Source organism: Pseudonocardia ammonioxydans, assembly GCF_900115005.1.
GTDB classification, from domain to species: Bacteria; Actinomycetota; Actinomycetes; order Mycobacteriales; family Pseudonocardiaceae; genus Pseudonocardia; species Pseudonocardia ammonioxydans.
In genome coordinates this window covers 136,834-154,091 of sequence record NZ_FOUY01000015.1, presented here as the reverse complement: position 1 = coordinate 154,091, position 17,258 = coordinate 136,834, and the positions used below count along the sequence as shown (strand labels likewise).

Sequence of the window (17,258 nt, the reverse complement as noted above, 5' to 3'; positions counted from 1 at the left end):
ACATCCATGTACGGGACGAGCTTCTTCACCTCACCCGGGTCGATCACATCCGAATCGACCCCCTGCACCTTGTTGACCTCGGCCCGCCACCGCATCGTCCGCAACGACGCATCATTGTGCGCCAACGTCATGTGCCCCCGCTGCGAGAACATCACATTGAAATTCAGATCCGCAGCCAAATGCTCGTACAACTTCACCGAACGGTCATAGAACCGCACGCCCTCCGGCGTCAGATAATTCGACCGCAGAATCGCCGTGTTCCGCCCCGAACCACCACTACCGATATACGACTTCTCCACCACCGCCACATTCGTGATCCCATGATTCGTGGCCAGGTAGTACGCCGTCGCCAGCCCGTGCACCCCACCACCAATGATCACCACGTCATAACTGCCGGCGATCTCGTGCTCACGCCACGCCCGCGGCCACTCCCCGTCGGTCAGCCCCTTCTGGAACAGGCTCCACGCGGAATACCCGCGGACCTTGCCGTTCCCGTCCGCACGGGACGAGCGGTGACCGTTCGTGGAGATGGCCATGGACTTCCTCCTGAGGAGACGGCCGATGGGGACGGGATCGCCGGGGTGGAACCGAATCGGGGGCCGGGTCAGCGTGGGACGTCCCGTGCAGCCAGGACGACGACTACGCGCTCGTCAAGGTGTGGTCTTAGAACCATTCACGAGGCAACACCCCACGACGCCGGATGTCAACCCCGTCACAGCGGGCCGGAGGCGCTGCCGATCGGAGGTGGCGGGACGCGCTGCAGACCCGGGGTAGGGTTGGCCCATGGCACGGCGGCCGGTGACTTCCACGAAGCTGACCCAAGCTGTCGCCGACCACCTGCGCACGTTGATCCACCGGGGCGAGGTCGGCCCCGCCGAACGACTGCCACCCGAGCGGGAACTGGCCGAGCAGCTGGGCGTGGCACGGATCAGCCTCCGGGAAGCGATCAAGCAGCTTCGCGACGAGGGCTACGTCGAGGTCCGGCGCGGAGCGACGGGGGGCACCTACGTCACCGAGCTCAGCCAGCCGGCCGCGGCATGGCGGGCCCGGATGCGCACCCAGGACGGCGAGATCGACGATCTCCTGGACTTCCGGATCGCGCTCGAGACCGAGACCGCCATCCTCGCCGCCCGCCGGTACGGCAGCGACGACATCGTCGCCCTCCAGCGAGCGATCGACGCCCTCGCCGGCATCGACGGGCGGGCGGCCTTCCGCCAGGCCGACTCGCAGTTCCACCTGACCCTGGCCCGCGCGGCCCGCAGCGATCGTCTCGCGGAGGCGATCGAGGCCACCCGCGGCGACCTCTTCAGCCCGCACGACCTGCTGCCCTACGCCGAACCGATCCGGGAGACACAGCGGGACCACCAGCACATCCTCGACGCGGTGACGGACCGGGACGAGGACACCGCCGCCCGCGTCATGCGCGAGCACCTGGACCGGACCCGAGCCCAGCTCCGGCACATCGTCTTCGGTGACCAGGTCTTCGGCGACGAGGAGCACCCGACCGGTCACCCGGCGCGCGACCGGGAAAAGGGCACCCGCAGCGCCTCGTGAGGCGGCGGGACCTCCGCCGACCGCCGCTGACACGGTCGTCCACCCGAGCCGCTCGCGGCAGCGGGGTTGACTTTCTGCCGGGTTCGGTGTGTCCTCATCAAAGGTACTAAAACCACACCTTCGAGCCGCCCGCCTGTTCGACCGGCCACGACGCCGGACCGCCATCGGCGCGCGGAGGCCCCTCAGCGGCGCCGGCCGGCGACAGCCCGACCGGCGCCGTGACCGATTCCGCGAAGGGGCGATCCCAGGCGACAGATCATCCCGGCCCTCCCGGACGGGGCACGGGACCGAGCATCGAGAAGGGAGGCCGCCATGTGCGGGATCGTCGGTCTGCACGTGCGAGACCCCGAGTTGTACCCCCGGCTGGGCAGCCTGCTGGAAGCCATGCTGGCCGGGGCCACCGAGCGAGGGCCGGACGCCGCCGGGATCGCCGTCTACGGAGACCGGCAGCGCTGCCCGGAGGGTCACTCCGCGGTCTCCCTGCTGGGCGCGCCCGCCGACCCGGCCGCGGACATCCGGCGGGTGCTGCCCGGGCTGTCCGAGGTCACGGTCGGCCGGTTCGGCGCGACCACGGTGATCACGGCGCCGGTCGACCCGGACGCGCTGGCCGCCGCAGCCCGGACGGTCGCACCCGAGGCCAGGGTCGTCGGGATCGGGCGCGACCTGGTCGTCTACAAGGACATCGGCAACCCCCTCGAGCTCGCCACGAGCTACGACCTGGCCTCCGCGACGGGCTGGCAGGCACTCGCCCACACCCGGATGGCCACCGAATCGGCCATCACCCCGGAGGGCAGCCACCCCTTCTCCGTGGGACCGGACCAGTGTCTGGTGCACAACGGGTCCTTCTCCAACCACGCGACGATCCGCCGGGCGCTGCGCCACGAGGGCATCGAGTTCGACTCGGAGAACGACACCGAGGTCGCGGCCCGGTTCGTCGCCGCCTGTCTCGCCGACGGCGACGACCTGGAGAAGTCGCTGCACCGCCTCGGGGAGGAGTTCGACGGCTTCTACACGCTGCTGGTCACCACGGCCGACGGGTTCGCCGTGGTCCGTGACGAAATCGCCTGCAAGCCCGCCATCGTGGCCGACCACCCGCGCTGGGTGGCGATGGCATCGGAGTTCCGCTCGCTGGCCGTGCTGCCCGGGCTGTCCGAGGCCACGATCTTCGAGCCCGAGCCGGGGAGGGTGTACGCATGGCAGCGCTGAGGAAGAGCCCGGAGACCGAGGCCGACGGCGGGAGCACCACGCTCGGCGAGGAGGCCCGCGTCATCGACCTTGCCTCGTCGTCGGTGCGCGAGCTCAACGCCGAGCTGCACTCCCCGACCGCCCGTCGCTACCGCGTGCTCTCCCCGCGGGGTACGCACGCGGTCGCCGTCGGTATCGACGACGACCTCGACGTCCACGTCGAGGGCGACGTCGGCTACTACTGCGGCGGGATGAACCAGCGCGGCCGGATCGTGGTGGACGGGATGGCCGGCCCCGGGCTCGGCGAGAACATGATGTCCGGCTCGATCCGGGTGCGTGGCGACGCCTCGCAGTCGGCCGGGGCGACCGCACGGGGCGGCCTGCTCGTCGTCGAGGGCAAGACCTCGATGCGGTGCGGCATCTCGATGAAGGGCGTGGACATCGTCGTCGGGGGCGACGTCGGCCCGATGAGCGCGTTCATGGCGCAGGCCGGCCGCCTCGTGGTCTGCGGGGACGCCGCCGACGGGCTCGGGGACTCGATCTACGAGGCGCGGATCTACGTCCGCGGGAAGGTCGGCGAGCTCGGCGCCGACTGCATCGAGAAGGAGCTGCGCGACGAGCACCGCGCCGAGCTCGTCGAGCTGCTCACCGCCGCCGGGATGACCGACGTCGCCGAGGACGCCGGAGCACTCGGCGAGTTCCGCCGGTACGGATCGGCGCGCACGCTCTACCACTTCACCAGCGAGCACGCGGGGAGCTACTGATGACCTCACCTGCCGAGCGCGGCCTGCGCGAGTCCGCGACGTTCGACCGGGCCACCATCGCCGGCATCCAGCACGCGGCGGAGCACGGCGTCTACGACATCCGCGGCTGGGGGGCCAAGCGGGCCGTCCCCCACTTCGACGACCTCCTGTTCCTCGGGGCGTCGATGTCCCGGTACCCACTGGAGGGCTACCGGGAGCGCTGCGACACCGACGTCGTGCTCGGCGACCGCCACGCGCAGCAGCCCCTGCACCTGGCCACCCCCGTGACGATCGCGGGCATGAGCTTCGGAGCACTGTCCGCGCAGGCCAAGGAGTCCCTCGGTCGCGGGGCCAGCGAGGTCGGCACCTCCACCACCACCGGCGACGGCGGGATGACCGAGGAGGAACGCGGACACTCCAAGACGCTCGTCTACCAGATCCTGCCCAGCCGCTACGGGATGAACCCGGACCACCTGCGCGCGGCCGACGCCATCGAGGTCGTCCTCGGGCAGGGCGCCAAGCCCGGTGGCGGCGGCATGCTGCTCGGCCAGAAGATCTCCGAGCGGGTCGCCGAGATGCGCACGCTGCCGGCCGGGATCGATCAGCGCAGCGCCTGCCGGCACCCGGACTGGACCGGGCCCGACGACCTGGCGATCAAGATCCTCGAGCTGCGGGAGATCACGGACTGGCAGAAGCCGATCTATGTCAAGGTCGGCGCGACCCGCACGTACTACGACGTCAAGCTCGCCGTCGCGGTGGGCGCGGACGTCATCGTCGTGGACGGGATGCAGGGCGGGACGGCGGCCACCCAGGAGGTGTTCATCGAGAACGTCGGCATCCCGACCCTCGCCGCGATCCCGCAGGCCGTGCAGGCGCTGTCCGAGCTCGGCATGCACCGCAAGGTCCAGCTGATCGTCTCCGGCGGGGTCCGGACCGGCGCCGACGTCGCCAAGGCGATGGCGCTCGGCGCGGACGCCGTCGCGATCGGGACCGGTGCGCTGGTCGCGCTGGGCGACAACCACCCCCGGTACGCCGCCGAGTACGAGAAGATCGGCTCCGCCGCGGGGTTCTACGACGACTTCCAGGACGGCCGGGACCCGGCGGGGATCACCACCCAGGATCCGGAGCTGGCGGCCCGTCTCGACCCCGTCGAGGGCGGCCGGCGGATCGCGAACTACCTGCGGGTTCTCACGCTCGAGGCGCAGACCATCGCCCGCGCCTGCGGGAAGGCCCACCTGCAGCACCTCGAGCCGGAGGACCTCGTGGCCCTGACGATCGAGGCGTCGGCGATGGCCCGGGTCCCGCTGGCGGGGACCGACTGGATCCCGGGGCGATCGGGCTTCTGAGCGGCCCGACCACCGACGGCCGTCGTCACCCGAACGGCAGCACGGCTCGTTGCGGAATGCAGCGGTGACGGTTGACACAGGTCGGCGTCGGCGCCTTATTCTCACGATGGAGGTATTTGGTCCGGACCGAGGACCATCGGGGTCGATCGCATTCCGCGCGCCCCGCACGACCGGTCCGGGCCCATTCGACGCCCGACCATCCGCCCGACGACGTGGCCCGTTGTCCCACGGGGCAGGGCGCCGCTCGCCGGCAGGAGCCAACGGAGGCTTCGTTGAAGACACTCGAGGCGCGCATCGACACCCTGCTCAGACGTGACCGGATCCTGGCCCTGGCGTTCGTCGTCGCCATGTGGGCGGTACTGGCCTTCGTGTGCGCGGTCGCCATGACCACCTCGCCGAGTCCCGGCGTGTCCGTCGCCCTGGTCGTGGCGGCGATCCTGCTCGGCGGTCTCAACACGGCGTCGGTGCTGGCGATGATCCGCCGCTACCGGCTGTCCCGGGAGGCCGTGTACGGCCCGGACATCGAGTTCGCCGACCGCCTGCGGGCCGTGCGGCAGCAGGCCCGCAGCCAGAAGCGCCGGAGCGCCTCATGAGCGCGCCGGCCGAGCAGGCGGCGCCGTACGAACCGCCCCGTCAGTCGCTGGGCGGACAGCTCGTCGACGCCGCCACGATCCTCGTGCTGATCTTCGCGACGCTGTTCGTCACGACGTACATCATCGGTGACGAGGAGGAGACCGCCGGCCCGCAGGTACAGCAGGTGAGCGAGCTGCCGGTGACTCCCGGCGAGGCCGTCCAGTACCAGAAGATGATCGACACCGGTACGGCCGACCTCCCGACCATCTCCTCCGGTGTCGCCGCCAACCAGCCGGACGAGGACAAGTACGCCATCGACGTGTGGGCCCTGGTCGGCACGGCCCTGCTGCTCGCGGTCTACCTGGGATTCGTCTACAGCGTCTCCTTCCGCGAGTACCGAGAGGTGATCGACGAGAGGTTCGGCGTGCGGGACGAGGAGGAGTCGCGATGAGCCGTCGACCGAGCACGGGCGAGGGAACCGGACGAAGCGAGGTCGCACGGTGAGCGCGGTGGCGATCGTCGAGACGCTCGCCTGGCTGATCAGCGCGGCGATCGCGATCTGGATCGTGCAGGACATGATCCGGGTCGGTCGCAGGCACGACGAGGCGTCGCTGGTCAACGCACCCGATCCCCTGGAGGAGCCGTTCGATCCGCCGGCCGGGACCGAGAGGGGTTCCGCGTGAGTGTCGAGGAGACCGCCCCGTCCGGACAGGCGGCCGGAGCCGCGGAGCACCCCACGCTGCGCCGTGTGCTGTCCCCCCTCCACATCTGGGCCCTCGGTGTGGGCATCGTCCTGGTCGGCGAGTTCATGGGTTGGAACTTCGCCGTCGAGAAGGGCGGGATGTACGGCGCGCTCGTCGCCGGGTGGGTGGTCGGGTTGCTCTACACCTGCATCGTGATGATCAATTCCGAGATCACCTCGGCCATCCCGGCCGCCGGTGGCCAGTACGCCCAGGCCAAGCACACCGTCGGCCCGCTCATGGCCTTCAATGTCGGCCTGTACCTGACGCTGGCCTACACGATGCTCGAGGCGGCCAACGCCAACGTGCTCAGCTACCTGCTGAGCACGCTGTCGGGCCTGATGGGCAGCTCGGTGACGCTGTCGCCCTACCCGTTCGCCGTCCTCGCCATCCTCGCGCTGGCGTTCCTGAACTACCGGGGCGTGTTCGCGACGCTGACGCTGAACTTCGTGATCACCGGTTTCGCGTTCATCACACTGCTGCTGTTGTTCATCGGCCTCCGCGGATGGAACCCGACCGCACAGCTGGACCTCGCCGGACTCGCCGGCTCGCCGTCCAACGGGCTGCCCTACGGGTGGATCGGCGTGATCGCCGCGTTCCAGTTCGGGATGTGGTTCTACCTCGGCATCGAGGGGACGGCGCAGGCCGCCGAGGAGTGCCGGTCCGCACCGCGATCCGTCCCGCTGGGCAGCATGGCCGGCATCATGACGCTGATCATCGCGGCGTCCCTGACCTGGTTCATCTGCGCCGGCCTGCTCCCGTGGCACTATCTCGGCTCCGCGATCACCCCGCTGTTCGACGCGGCCCGGTTGTCGGGCAGCGACACGCTCGTCGTCCTGCTGCTGCTCGGGACCCTGTGCGCGACGCTGGCGTCGGCGAACGGCTGTATCAACGACGCGTCGCGGGCCTGGTTCTCGATGGGTCGTGACCGCTACCTGCCGGAGTGGTTCGGCGCGGTCCACCCCAGATACCACACCCCGTTCCGGGCGATCGTGTTCCTGGTGCCGGTCGCGATCTCGTTCGCGATCCTGCCGGTACTGCTGGACCAACCGACCCTGCTGTCCACCGTCATCACGTTCTCGATCCTGTCCGGACTGCTGATGTACAGCTTCATGGGCCCGAACTTCTTCCGGTTCCGCAAGCTGTGGCCGATCGGGTCGATCAAGCGGGCGTACACGCTGCCGCTGCACCCGGCACCCGCGATCGCACTGTTGATCCTGGCGGCCCTGGTGTTCTTCGCGACGTTCCTCGGTTACGGCGCCGCGCTGCTGTCGATGCTGCTGTTCTACCTGCTGGCGTCGATCTGGTTCGTGGTGCGCCGCTACAAGTTCGTCCGGCGCGGGGCCCAGTTCACCGCCGACCTGCCGCGTCCACGCGGCTACTGAGGCCGGCGTCGTGTCCCTGTCGCTGGTCGGCGTCGTCGCGCTGGTGGTACTCGGCGCCGCCGTGGCGGCCGCGGTACACGTGACCGGCCGCCGCGCCGCGATCCGGGACCGTGACCGGGTCTTCGACGACGTGCTGGCGGTCGTCGAGGACCCGGTCGTCCTCCGGCGCGGCGACGGCTACCCGGAGCTGCACGGCCGGGTCGGCGGCCACCCGGTCCGGCTGCGGGTGCTGGTCGACGCGCTGGTGCTGCGCAAGCTGCCCGTGCTGTGGCTGGAGGTCGTGGTCCGGCGCAGCGTGCCGGTGGCCGGGTCCGTCAGCGTGCTGCTGCGCCCGCACGGCGCCGAGTACTTCTCGCCGAACGCACGCTTCCCGCACGAACTGCCCACACCGGCGTCCTTCCCGCGTCCGGCCCGGGTCGCCGCGTCGGAGCCGGACGCGACGCCCGCGCTCGGCCTGCTCGAGCCACTGGCCGGCTACCTCGCCGAACCAGGGACGAAGGAGGTCGGGCTCGGTCCCGGCGGTCTACGGACCGTGCGGCTGCTCGCCTCCGCCGACCAGGGCGCCTACCGGGTGAGCCGGCGCGCCTCGTTCACCGGGGCGCGCGTTCCGCTGTCCGACGTGGTCGGGGCCGTCGACGTCCTCGCCCCTGTCGGCGACCACGAGCATCCGAGGGAGATCACGACATGAGACACCCGCTGGTGGTGCTCCTCACCGCCATCGTGTTGCCCGGTGTCGGGCATGTACTGAACCGGCTCCCGACCCGCGGGCTGACGTTCGTGTTCTACACGGTCCTGCTCGGCGTGATCACCTGGAACCTGACGACCCCGGACCACTCGCTCGTCGGGCGGCTGGCCGGCGGACTGTTCGTGTACGCGATCAGCATCGTGGACGCCTACCAGTGGGCCGTGCACCGTGCCCGTGCGAACGCCCTCTCCGGCGGCACCGCCGGGCCCGGCGACACGTAGCGCCCGGGACGGCGCCGACCACGACCGCCACGACGCCCCGCGGGGCGACCACCCTGCTCGGGTGGCCGCCCCGCCGAGTCGCGACCGCTCCGGTCACCCCGTCACCGACCGGTCACGGGAACTGCAGGTAGCGCTCGACCTCGTGGGTGGTCACGAAGTCGTTGATGGCGTGGAACTCGTCCTGCTTGAGACGGGCGTAGTAGTCGACGAAGTCCTCGAAACCGCCACCGGGACTCCCGTCCGGTCCGTCCGACGGGACCTTGCCGAAGGCCTCCCGGAAGACGTCGTCCTTCTCCAGGTAGTGGATCGACTCGATGAGGCTGTTCGGCAGGACCCCCAGACCCTTCTGCCGCAGCTGGGCAGGGCTGAACTCGTAGAGGTTCGCGCTGTTCGGCTCACCGACCTCGAGGCGACGCTCGACCCCGTCCAGACCGGCGGCCAGCGCGGCGGCGAACCCGAGGTACGGGCTCCCGGAGAAGTCCGGCGTACGGTCCTCGATCGCACCCGCGCGCGCCACCCGCAGCATCTGGGTCCGGTTGTTGCCGCCGTAGGTCATCGACACCGGGACCCAGGTCCGGATCGCCTCGGTACCGGCCTTGAGCCGCTTGTAGCTGTTCACCGTCGGCGCCACCAGCGCGGTGTAGCCCCGGGCGTGCTCGAGGATGCCGGCCGCGAACCGGTACCCGAGTTCGGACAGCCCCAGACCGCGCGGATCGTTGGGGTCCGCGAAGAGGTTCGTCTCGGTCTCCCGGTCCCACAGACTCATCGTGTAGTGGAATCCGTTGCCGGTGTTGTCCGTGAACGGTTTCGGCATGAACGTCGCGAGCACCCCGTGCTGCTGGGCGACGGTCTCCACCATGTAGCGGAAGAACACCGCCCGGTCCGCGGTCTCGAGGGCGTCCGCGAACGTGACGTTGCACTCGAACTGGCCGTTGCCGTCCTCGTGGTCGACGGCGTAGTTCTCCCAGCCCAGCTCGGTCACGTAGCGGGAGAGCGTGGTCACGAAGTCGTACTGCCGGGTCAGGCCCTTGACGTCGTAGCAGGGCTTCGGCCAGTTGTCCTGCCGGTCGGCGACGACGAGCCGGCCGTTCTCGTCGTGGTCCACCAGCATGAACTCGGCCTCGAAGCCGATCCGGAAGTCGTAGCCGAGCCCTCTCGCCCGTTCCACCTGCCGGCGCAGGATGTGGCGCGGACAGTAGGGCCAGACCTCGCCCTCGACCCGGGCGTCACCGATGACGTGGGCCAGCCCCGGCTGCCACGGGACGACACGGAAGGATCCCGGGTCCGGGACGAGCTCGATGTCGGGGCTGTGCGGTCCCTGTCCGATCTCTCCGGCGGCGAATCCCGCGAAACCCACGCCGTTCTCGAACAGGTCGTCGACCTGCGACGCCGGAACGAGTTTCGCGTTCGACTTCCCCCGCACCTCGCCGAACGAGGCGAAGATGAACTCGATGTCGTTGTCTTCGATGATGCGTCGGACGTCGTCGATCGACTCTGGCTTCTCTGTCACGGTTCACTCCCTGATCAGATCGGAGCGAGATCCGGACGCCACCCGACCCACGGTCGATCTCGATCACCACGACCGCGACGGGCCGAACCCGGCACTCCATTGCGCCTACCGCACTGGGCCTACTGCAAGAGACCTACTGCAGTAGATCTACCGCATTGGGCCTATCCGCAGACCATTGCAGGGACGATAGCCAGCCCCCGATGCGCGTGTCAACGATCACACTCCGTCACCGGGAGTGGCGACGTCCGCCCGCCCACTCCCCCAGCACGGCGTCCACGTCCTCCGCCGGTGACGGTGCGTCCGGCAGCGAGGTGCGGGTGCGGGAGAACCGCGGCGAGGGGGCGGCCTGGCGCACCCCGCCCTCCGGCGCGACGATCGTGTCCCGGGCCGCCAGGTGCGGGTGCCCGGCCGCCTCGGCGAAGCTCAGCACCGGGGTCACGCAGGCGTCCGACCCCGCGAACACCGCCGCCCACTCGTCACGGGTGCGGGCGCCGAACACCTCGGCGAACCGGGTGCCCAGCGCCGGCCACGACGCCGGGTCGTCGCGGGACGGCAGCTCCGCCGGGTCGAGCCCCAGCCCGTCGAGCAGCTCGGCCCAGAACTGCGGCTCGATGGCACCGACCGCGACGAACCGGCCGTCGGCGCAGCGGTAGGTGCGATAGAACGGCGCGTGCCCGTCGAGCAGGTTCGACGACGGCCGGTCGACCCACTCCCCCTGCCCCAGCAGCGACCAGACCACCTGCGCCAGCGTGCTGGCACCGTCGACCATCGCCGCGTCCACGACCTGCCCGCGGCCCGACCCCCGGGCCTCGAACAGCGCGGCGAGCACCCCGACGACCAGGGCCATCGACCCGCCGCCGTAGTCCCCGACCAGGTTCAGCGGCGGTACCGGCGGGGCGCCGTCGCCCGGCCCGATCGCGTGCAGGACGCCGGTCAGCGAGATGTAGTTGATGTCGTGGCCGGCCCGGTCCGCCAGCGGCCCGTCCTGGCCCCACCCGGTCATCCGGGCGTAGACCAGGCACGGGTTGCGGGCCAGGCAGTCGTCCGGCCCGACCCCGAGCCGCTCGGTGACGCCCGGCCGGAACCCCTCGACGAGGACGTCGGCGTGCGCGGCCAGCTCGAGCACCGCATCGCGGCCTGCGGCCGTCTTCAGGTCCGCGACCACCCGGCGCCGCCCGCGCAGCGTCGGGTCCCGGTCGTCGGTCGTCTCACCCGGGCGTCCCACCCGCAGGACCTCGGCGCCGAGGTCGGCCAGCACCATCGACGCGTGCGGCCCCGGCCCGATGCCAGCCAGCTCCACCACCCGCACCCCGGCGAGCGGCCCACCCCGTCCGGTCCGGCCCGGCGGCGACGACGACGACGGCGGCGACGACGACGACGACGGCGACGACGACGACGACGACGGCGGCGACGACGACGACGGCGGCGGCGGCGGCGACAGCGACAGCGACGTCATGCGTTCGCGACGAGGTGCTCGAGCCGGGCCGCGACGTGCGCGCGGGCCGCCTCGGTGCGCGTGGGCAGGTGCCCCGAGCCGAACAGCGGCTCGCCGGGGGTGACGTCGCGCAGCAGCTGGCGGGCCAGCGTCTGGCGGTGCACCTCGGTCGGACCGTCGGCGATCGCCATCACCTGGGCGTCGACCATCATCGCCGAGAACGGCATCTCGTTGGAGATCCCCAGCGCGCCGTGCAGCTGCATCGCCCGCTGCACCACGTCGTGGTACACCCGCGGCATCGCGACCTTGACCGCGGCGATGTCCTTGCGGACGGCCCGGTAGTCCTGGTGCTCGTCGATCAGCCACGCGGTCCGCAGCAGGAGCAGCCGGAACTGCTCCAGGTCGATCCAGCTCTCCGCGATCTTGTCCTGTGTGGACTGCATGTCGGCGAGCCTGCCGTGCCGCGTCGTCCGCGAGACCGCGCGCTCGAGCATCAGGTCGAACGCCTTGCGCATCTGCGCGATCGTGCGCATCCCGTGGTGGATGCGGCCGCCGCCGAGCCGGGTCTGGGCGATCGCGAACGCCTGCCCGCGCTCGCCGAGCAGGTGGTCAGCGGGCACCCGCACGCCCTCGTAGCGCAAGTAGGCGTGGCTGGAGTGCTCCGGCGACTCGGTGCCGACGCCGGCGTCGCGCACGATCGTCAGCCCCGGCGTCTCACGCGGCACGATGAACATCGACATGGCCTGGTGCGGCGGCGCGTCCGGGTCGGTCACCACCATCACGATCAGGAACGACGAGTGCCGCGCGTTCGACGAGAACCACTTCTCGCCGTCGATCACCCACTCGTCACCGTCGCGCACGGCGCGGGTGGTGAACAGCGTCGGGTCGGCGCCCGCCTGCGGCTCGGTCATCGAGTAGCAGGACGAGATCTCGCCGTCGAGCAACGGCTGCAGGTAACGCTGCTTCTGCTCCTCGGTGCCGAAGCGGGCGAGGATCTCGGCGTTGCCCGAGTCCGGGGCCTGGCAGCCGAACACCGACGGTGCCCAGCGCGATCGGCCGAGCAGCTCGTTGAGCAGCGCCAGCCGCACCTGGCCGTAGCCCTGCCCGCCCAGCTCGGGGCGCAGGTGCGCGGCCCACAGCCCGCGGTCGCGGACCTGGCGGCGCAGCGGGGCGATCAGGCGCCGCGCCGTCTCGTCGGACTTGTCGTAGGGGTCGCCGAGGACCAGGTCGAGCGGTTCGACCTCGTCCCGGACGAACGCGTCGACCCAGTCCAGCTTCTCCTGGAACTCGGGTTCGGTGCGGAAGTCCCACATCAGAAGTTCCCCTTCGCAGCCCAGCCACCGTCGACCGGGAAGGTCAGCCCGGTCTGGAACGACCCCTCGCGGAACAGGTAGGCCACCATCGCGGCGATCTCCTCGGGCCGGCCCAACCGGCGGATCAGGTGCGCGTTGGCGTTCGCCTCGCGCATCTCGTCGGTGATCCCGGCGAGGATCGGGGTGTCGATGGTCCCGGGGGCGATGGCATTGACCAGCACACCGCGGTCGGCGTACTCGAACGCCGCCTGCTGGGTCAGCCCGACGACGCCGCCCTTGGCCGCCGAGTAGGAGGCCAGGTTGGGCAGCCCGCGCAGCGCGGCCATCGAGGCGATGTTGACGATCCGGCCGCCACCGGCCTCGATCATCTGCGGGATCACCGCCTGCATCCCGAGCCAGACGCCCTTCAGGTCGGTGTCGATCACGACCTGCCAGGCGTCCTCGGTGAGGTCGACGACGGTGTCCGGGCTGTTCATGTTCACCACGCCCGCGACGTTCGCGAGCAGGTCGATCCGGCCGTGCTCGGCCACCAGCGCGGAGACAGCACGCGCCCAGTCGGCGCCGTGCCGCACGTCCAGCTCGACGGCCACGGCCCGGCCGCCGTCCTTCTCGGCCAGGCGCACGGTCTCGCCGCAGTCCTGGATGTCGGCGCAGGCCACGAGCGCGCCCTCGCCCGCCAGCCGCAGCGCGGTGGCCCGGCCGATGCCCTGCGCGGCGCCGGTCACGATCGCGGTCCGGCCCTGCAGGCCGTCCTTGACGGTCATCACTGTCCTCCCGTGGACGTGGGTGGTGTCGGGGACGCTAGGAACGCCCGGGTGGGCGGACAACCGGCCGTCCCCGCCCCGGTTGTCGAGGTCTCCAGCGCGGTCAGGACGCGGCTCCGGCCGCCCCGGCCGCGGGCAGGGCCGGGCGCCAGGAGCGGACACCGAGGTCGGTGAGCACCGCGTCCAGCAGCACCCGGCCGGCCCCGGCCGCCGAGGGTGCGGACGGCGCGTGGCCGAGCAGGCCGGCGGCCGAGCGCCGGTACAGCACGACGCCGCAGCCGTGCTCGGCGACCGCGGCCAGCGCCGCGTCCAGTTCGGACCCGCACCGGCAGGCCCGGGAGCCGAGGACGTCGCCGCAGAGGCACTCCTCGTGCCCGTGCACCAGTACGTCGGAGCGTCCGGAGACCGGGCCGGCGACGAGGACGAGGTGCTCGCCACCGTCCGGGTGCGACCGGTAGCCGACCGCGGTGAACTCGCCGTGCCGGGTCGGCATCCGGCACCGTGCGACGGCCTCGACCAGCACCTCGGTCCGGCGGCGGTGCTCGACCAGCTCACCGACGGTGACCACGTCGAGCTCGTGTGCGGCGGCGAACGCGGCCAGGTCCTGCGGGCCCGCCGTCGCGCCGTCGTCCCGGACGAGCTGCGCGTACACCGCTGCCGGCCGGCACCCGGCCAGCCGGGCGAGATCGACCGCGGCCTCGGCGGTCCCGGGTTCGGCCAGCACCCCGCCCGCGGCCGCCCGTACCCCGGCGACGTGGCCGGGCCGGGTCAGGTCGCCGGGCGCCGTGGCGGCGCCGGCGAGCAACCGGGCGGTGCGCGCGCGGTCGGCGGCCGAGATGCCGGTGGTGATCCCGGTGGCGGCGTCGACCGTCACGGTGAGGGCCGGACGGCCGCCGGCGCCGGCCATCGGTGGCAGGCCCAGGCGGTCGCAGTCGTAGCCGGTCAGCGCGACGCAGACGAAACCGGAGGTGTGCCGGACGACGAACGCCATCGACCGGCGGTCCACCCGGTCGGCCGCGACGACGAGCGCGCCGCCGACCCGGTCGGTGTCACCGGTGGAATCGATGTGGCCGGCCCGGTCGGCGTGACCGGTGCGCTCGGCGTGACCGGTGTGGTCGGCACGGTCGGCGTGACCGGTGTGGTCGGCGATCACCAGCACGGGCCGGCCCGCCGCCAGCGACGCCGCGGCCCGGTCCGGCCCGCCGGCCACCCGCCCCGGCGCGGTCACCGGGCCTCCCCCGCGGTGAGGCCCTCGACCTGGAACGCCAGCTGGGCGGCGAGCAGGGCGTCGAACCGGCGCGTGTCCAGGCCGGTCAGGTGCTCGATGCGGCCGAGCCGGTAGCGGACGGTGTTCTCGTGCACCCCGAGCGCCTTCGCGGCCGCCCGCACCTGTGCCCCGGCCGCGAGGTAGCACCGCAGCGTCTCGACCAGGTCACCGCCGGACTCGGCGTCGCTGCGCCGCAGCGGGCCGAGCCATTGCTCGGCGAACCGGACGGCGACACCCGCCCGCTCGCCGTTCACGATCAGCCGCAGCGTGCTGAGCTCGGTCACCGGGACCACCCCGGACCCGCCCCCGAGCGCGGCGGCGATGGCGTCGACCTCGGTGGTCTCGGCCAGGGCGGCCGGGAAACCGGGCACGTCGTGCACCGGGCCGGACACCACCGCCCGCCGGACGCCGGTGGCGGCCGCGACCCCGTCGAGGGCCTCCCCCAGCCGCCGGTGCAGCGCGCGCAGCCCGGCCGGGGTGCGGTCGCCGGGGGTCTCGACGAGCGCGACCACCGCGTCGGGTTCGGCGAGCACCGCCGGCTGCGCGCCGAGCACGGCGCCGAGCACGTCGGCAACCCGGCCACGGCAGTCCTGGGTGGAGCGATCGGCGCCCACCGGGCAGCGCACCAGCACGTGTCCCGCGGCCGGGTCCAGCCCGACCTGCAGGGCGAGCCGCCGCAGGTCGGGGTCCGGCCGGGCACCCCGCAGCAGGTCGGCCAGCACGTCGTCGCGGTTGCGCGCCACCGCCCGCTCCGTGCGGACCTCGCCGAGCTGCAGCACCGAGAGGATCGCGGCCGCCTGCTCCGCGACGTGCGAGTCCGCCGCGGCGAGCGGACGGCCCAGCTCGCCGACGTCGAGGTAGCCGGCGACCTCCCCCTCGACGACGAGGGCCGCGAGCAGGTGGCGCCGGGTCAGGCCATGCACCGGCGCGGGCGGCAGCACCACCGAGCGGCGCACCGCGCCGAGACCGGCGGTCGCCCGCGCCACGGCGGGCACGGCGAGGGCGGCGGACGGGAACGCGGGCGGGGTCTCGAGCCGGAACGCGGCGGGCGCCGACCAGCACCGCACACCGAACGAGTGGTCACGCAGAGCAACCGGTAAACCGAGCAGGCTCGCCACCCGGGCGACGAGCTGCTCGGCGTCGGCGCCGTCGAGAACGGCCTCGGACAGGCCTCCGAGCAGGCGTGGGAGCGGATCCGGTGGCTCTCCGACGACGAGCGGGGCGCTACCGACCACGGGAGCCGGAGCGATCGTGAGGGGGCGTGCCATGACTGCCTGTCACCTCCGTTGGTGCCTTGACCCGCTGTGACGCGTACAACTACCATCGCAGCCCTAACGTTCGTTAGGCAACCCCCTCCGTCCCCTTCCGAGAGAGGCGAACCGCCATGGATGTCGGTGTCCTGCTTGTCTTCCAGAACTGGCACGAGGACCTGAGCGACGCGGAGATGTTCCGTCAGGAGGCGGAACTCGGCGTCAAGGCCGAGGAGTACGGATTCGACTCCGTCTGGGCCGCCGAACACCACTTCGACGACTACTCGATGTGCCCCGACAACCTGCAGCTGATGAGCTACCTGGCCGCCCGCACGAAGCGAGTCAAGCTGGGTACCGGCGCGGTCATCCTGCCGTGGAACGACCCGCTGCGGGTCGTCGAGAAGGTCACGATGCTCGACATCCTCTCCGAGGGCCGGGCGATCTTCGGGATGGGCCGTGGCCTGGCCAAGATGGAGTACGAGGCGTTCCGCCAGGACATGAACGAGTCCCGCGGGCGGTTCGACGAGGCCGCACCGCTGATCCTGGACGGCCTGCGCAACGGCTACGTCGAGAACGACGGGCCCTTCTACCCGCAGCCGCGGGCCACCATCCGCCCGGCGCCGGAGGCCGGGCGCGACTGGAGCAACCGGCTCTACGGCGTCGCGATGTCGCCGGACTCGGTGCCCGCGGTGGCCAAGGTCGGCGCCCGGATGATGACGTTCATGCAGTACCCGGCCGAGCAGCACGTGCCGGCCATCGAGCGCTACCGCGAGTGCTACCGCGACGCGCACGGCACCGAGCCTGGCCCGATCCTGACCCAGGACTTCATCTACTGCCACGAGGACCCGGAGGTCGCCGAGCAGACCGCCCGCGAGTACCTCGCGAAGTACTTCCTGTCCGTGGTCAAGCACTACGACTTCGCCGGGAAGCACTGGCGCGACACCAAGGGCTACGAGGCCTACCAGGCCGGTGCGGACATGATCCGCGAGGCCGGCATGGAGGCGGCCGCCGCCGGCTACGCCGACACCCAGATCTGGGGCACCCCGGAGCAGATCATCGAGAAGTACCGGCGGCGGGTGGAGCTGTTCGGCGACCACCAGCCCAACGTCGCGCCGTCGTTCGCCGGGCTGCCCTTCGACAAGGTCCACGCCAGCCTCAAGCTGTTCGGCGAGAAGGTCGTGCCCGAGCTGAAGAAGATGGGCGTCTCGACGCCGGTCCCGGCCTGAG

18 protein-coding genes are annotated in these 17,258 nt (G+C 71.8%); 11 read left to right on the top strand and 7 right to left on the bottom strand.

Features of this window, described 5'->3' with window-relative positions; genetic code table 11:
• A partial coding sequence (locus BM093_RS16430) for an FAD-dependent oxidoreductase (protein ID WP_143105408.1) occupies positions 1-536 on the bottom strand: 536 nt, incomplete at its 3' end.
• Positions 537-783: 247 nt separating this feature from the next.
• Here BM093_RS16430 and BM093_RS16425 point away from each other — a divergent pair.
• The 10 genes from BM093_RS16425 (at position 784) to BM093_RS16380 (ending at position 8,492) form a co-directional block, all read left to right on the top strand.
• Positions 784-1,554, top strand: coding sequence for a FadR/GntR family transcriptional regulator (locus BM093_RS16425; RefSeq protein WP_093343979.1), 771 nt, complete (start codon positions 784-786; stop codon positions 1,552-1,554).
• Positions 1,555-1,866: 312 nt separating this feature from the next.
• Positions 1,867-2,760 carry a class II glutamine amidotransferase domain-containing protein gene (locus tag BM093_RS16420; protein ID WP_093343976.1) on the top strand — a complete coding sequence of 298 codons (894 nt, stop codon included), beginning with the start codon at positions 1,867-1,869 and terminating at the stop codon, positions 2,758-2,760.
• On the top strand, positions 2,748-3,503 hold the full coding sequence (locus BM093_RS16415) for a glutamate synthase (protein WP_093343973.1): 756 nt from the start codon (positions 2,748-2,750) through the stop codon (positions 3,501-3,503). Before BM093_RS16420 ends, BM093_RS16415 begins: the two co-directional genes overlap by 13 nt.
• The gene (locus BM093_RS16410) at positions 3,503-4,828 is read left to right on the top strand and encodes an FMN-binding glutamate synthase family protein (protein WP_093343970.1); all 1,326 of its coding nucleotides are present in this window, start codon (positions 3,503-3,505) and stop codon (positions 4,826-4,828) included. Before BM093_RS16415 ends, BM093_RS16410 begins: the two co-directional genes overlap by 1 nt.
• Positions 4,829-5,100: 272 nt before the next feature.
• A complete protein-coding gene (locus BM093_RS16405) occupies positions 5,101-5,421 on the top strand; it encodes a hypothetical protein (RefSeq protein ID WP_093343967.1) in 321 nt (106 codons plus the stop codon).
• A complete protein-coding gene (locus BM093_RS16400) occupies positions 5,418-5,852 on the top strand; it encodes a hypothetical protein (RefSeq protein ID WP_093343964.1) in 435 nt (144 codons plus the stop codon). Before BM093_RS16405 ends, BM093_RS16400 begins: the two co-directional genes overlap by 4 nt.
• A 49-nt stretch (positions 5,853-5,901) precedes the next feature.
• A complete protein-coding gene (locus BM093_RS16395; RefSeq protein WP_093343961.1) occupies positions 5,902-6,084 on the top strand; it encodes a hypothetical protein in 183 nt (60 codons plus the stop codon).
• A complete protein-coding gene (locus tag BM093_RS16390; RefSeq protein WP_218162794.1) occupies positions 6,081-7,526 on the top strand; it encodes an APC family permease in 1,446 nt (481 codons plus the stop codon). Before BM093_RS16395 ends, BM093_RS16390 begins: the two co-directional genes overlap by 4 nt.
• A 10-nt stretch (positions 7,527-7,536) precedes the next feature.
• Positions 7,537-8,214, top strand: coding sequence for a hypothetical protein (locus BM093_RS16385; RefSeq protein WP_093343958.1), 678 nt, complete (start codon positions 7,537-7,539; stop codon positions 8,212-8,214).
• Positions 8,211-8,492: a hypothetical protein gene (locus BM093_RS16380; protein ID WP_093343955.1), complete on the top strand. Its 282-nt coding sequence runs from the start codon at positions 8,211-8,213 to the stop codon at positions 8,490-8,492. Before BM093_RS16385 ends, BM093_RS16380 begins: the two co-directional genes overlap by 4 nt.
• Positions 8,493-8,604: 112 nt before the next feature.
• On the opposite strand, the gene glnT is transcribed toward BM093_RS16380, so the two are convergent.
• From glnT to BM093_RS16350, 6 genes are all read right to left on the bottom strand, one after another.
• On the bottom strand, positions 8,605-10,002 hold the full coding sequence (gene glnT, locus BM093_RS16375) for a type III glutamate--ammonia ligase (protein WP_245773565.1): 1,398 nt from the start codon (positions 10,000-10,002) through the stop codon (positions 8,605-8,607).
• Positions 10,003-10,228: 226 nt separating this feature from the next.
• A complete protein-coding gene (locus tag BM093_RS16370; protein ID WP_093343953.1) occupies positions 10,229-11,458 on the bottom strand; it encodes a CaiB/BaiF CoA transferase family protein in 1,230 nt (409 codons plus the stop codon).
• Positions 11,455-12,750, bottom strand: a complete 1,296-nt coding sequence (locus tag BM093_RS16365) for an acyl-CoA dehydrogenase family protein (protein WP_093343951.1) — start codon at positions 12,748-12,750, stop codon at positions 11,455-11,457. Before BM093_RS16365 ends, BM093_RS16370 begins: the two co-directional genes overlap by 4 nt.
• Complete coding sequence (locus BM093_RS16360) at positions 12,750-13,514, bottom strand: SDR family NAD(P)-dependent oxidoreductase (RefSeq protein WP_093343948.1); 765 nt, start codon at positions 13,512-13,514, stop codon at positions 12,750-12,752. Before BM093_RS16360 ends, BM093_RS16365 begins: the two co-directional genes overlap by 1 nt.
• A 103-nt stretch (positions 13,515-13,617) precedes the next feature.
• Positions 13,618-14,742, bottom strand: coding sequence for a 3,4-dihydroxy-2-butanone-4-phosphate synthase (locus tag BM093_RS16355; RefSeq protein WP_093343945.1), 1,125 nt, complete (start codon positions 14,740-14,742; stop codon positions 13,618-13,620).
• Positions 14,739-16,049 carry a PucR family transcriptional regulator gene (locus BM093_RS16350; protein WP_143105407.1) on the bottom strand — a complete coding sequence of 437 codons (1,311 nt, stop codon included), beginning with the start codon at positions 16,047-16,049 and terminating at the stop codon, positions 14,739-14,741. Before BM093_RS16350 ends, BM093_RS16355 begins: the two co-directional genes overlap by 4 nt.
• Positions 16,050-16,165: 116 nt before the next feature.
• On the opposite strand from BM093_RS16350, the gene BM093_RS16345 reads away from it, so the two are divergent.
• Positions 16,166-17,257 carry an LLM class flavin-dependent oxidoreductase gene (locus BM093_RS16345; RefSeq protein WP_093343940.1) on the top strand — a complete coding sequence of 364 codons (1,092 nt, stop codon included), beginning with the start codon at positions 16,166-16,168 and terminating at the stop codon, positions 17,255-17,257.
• Position 17,258 lies beyond the last annotated feature (1 nt).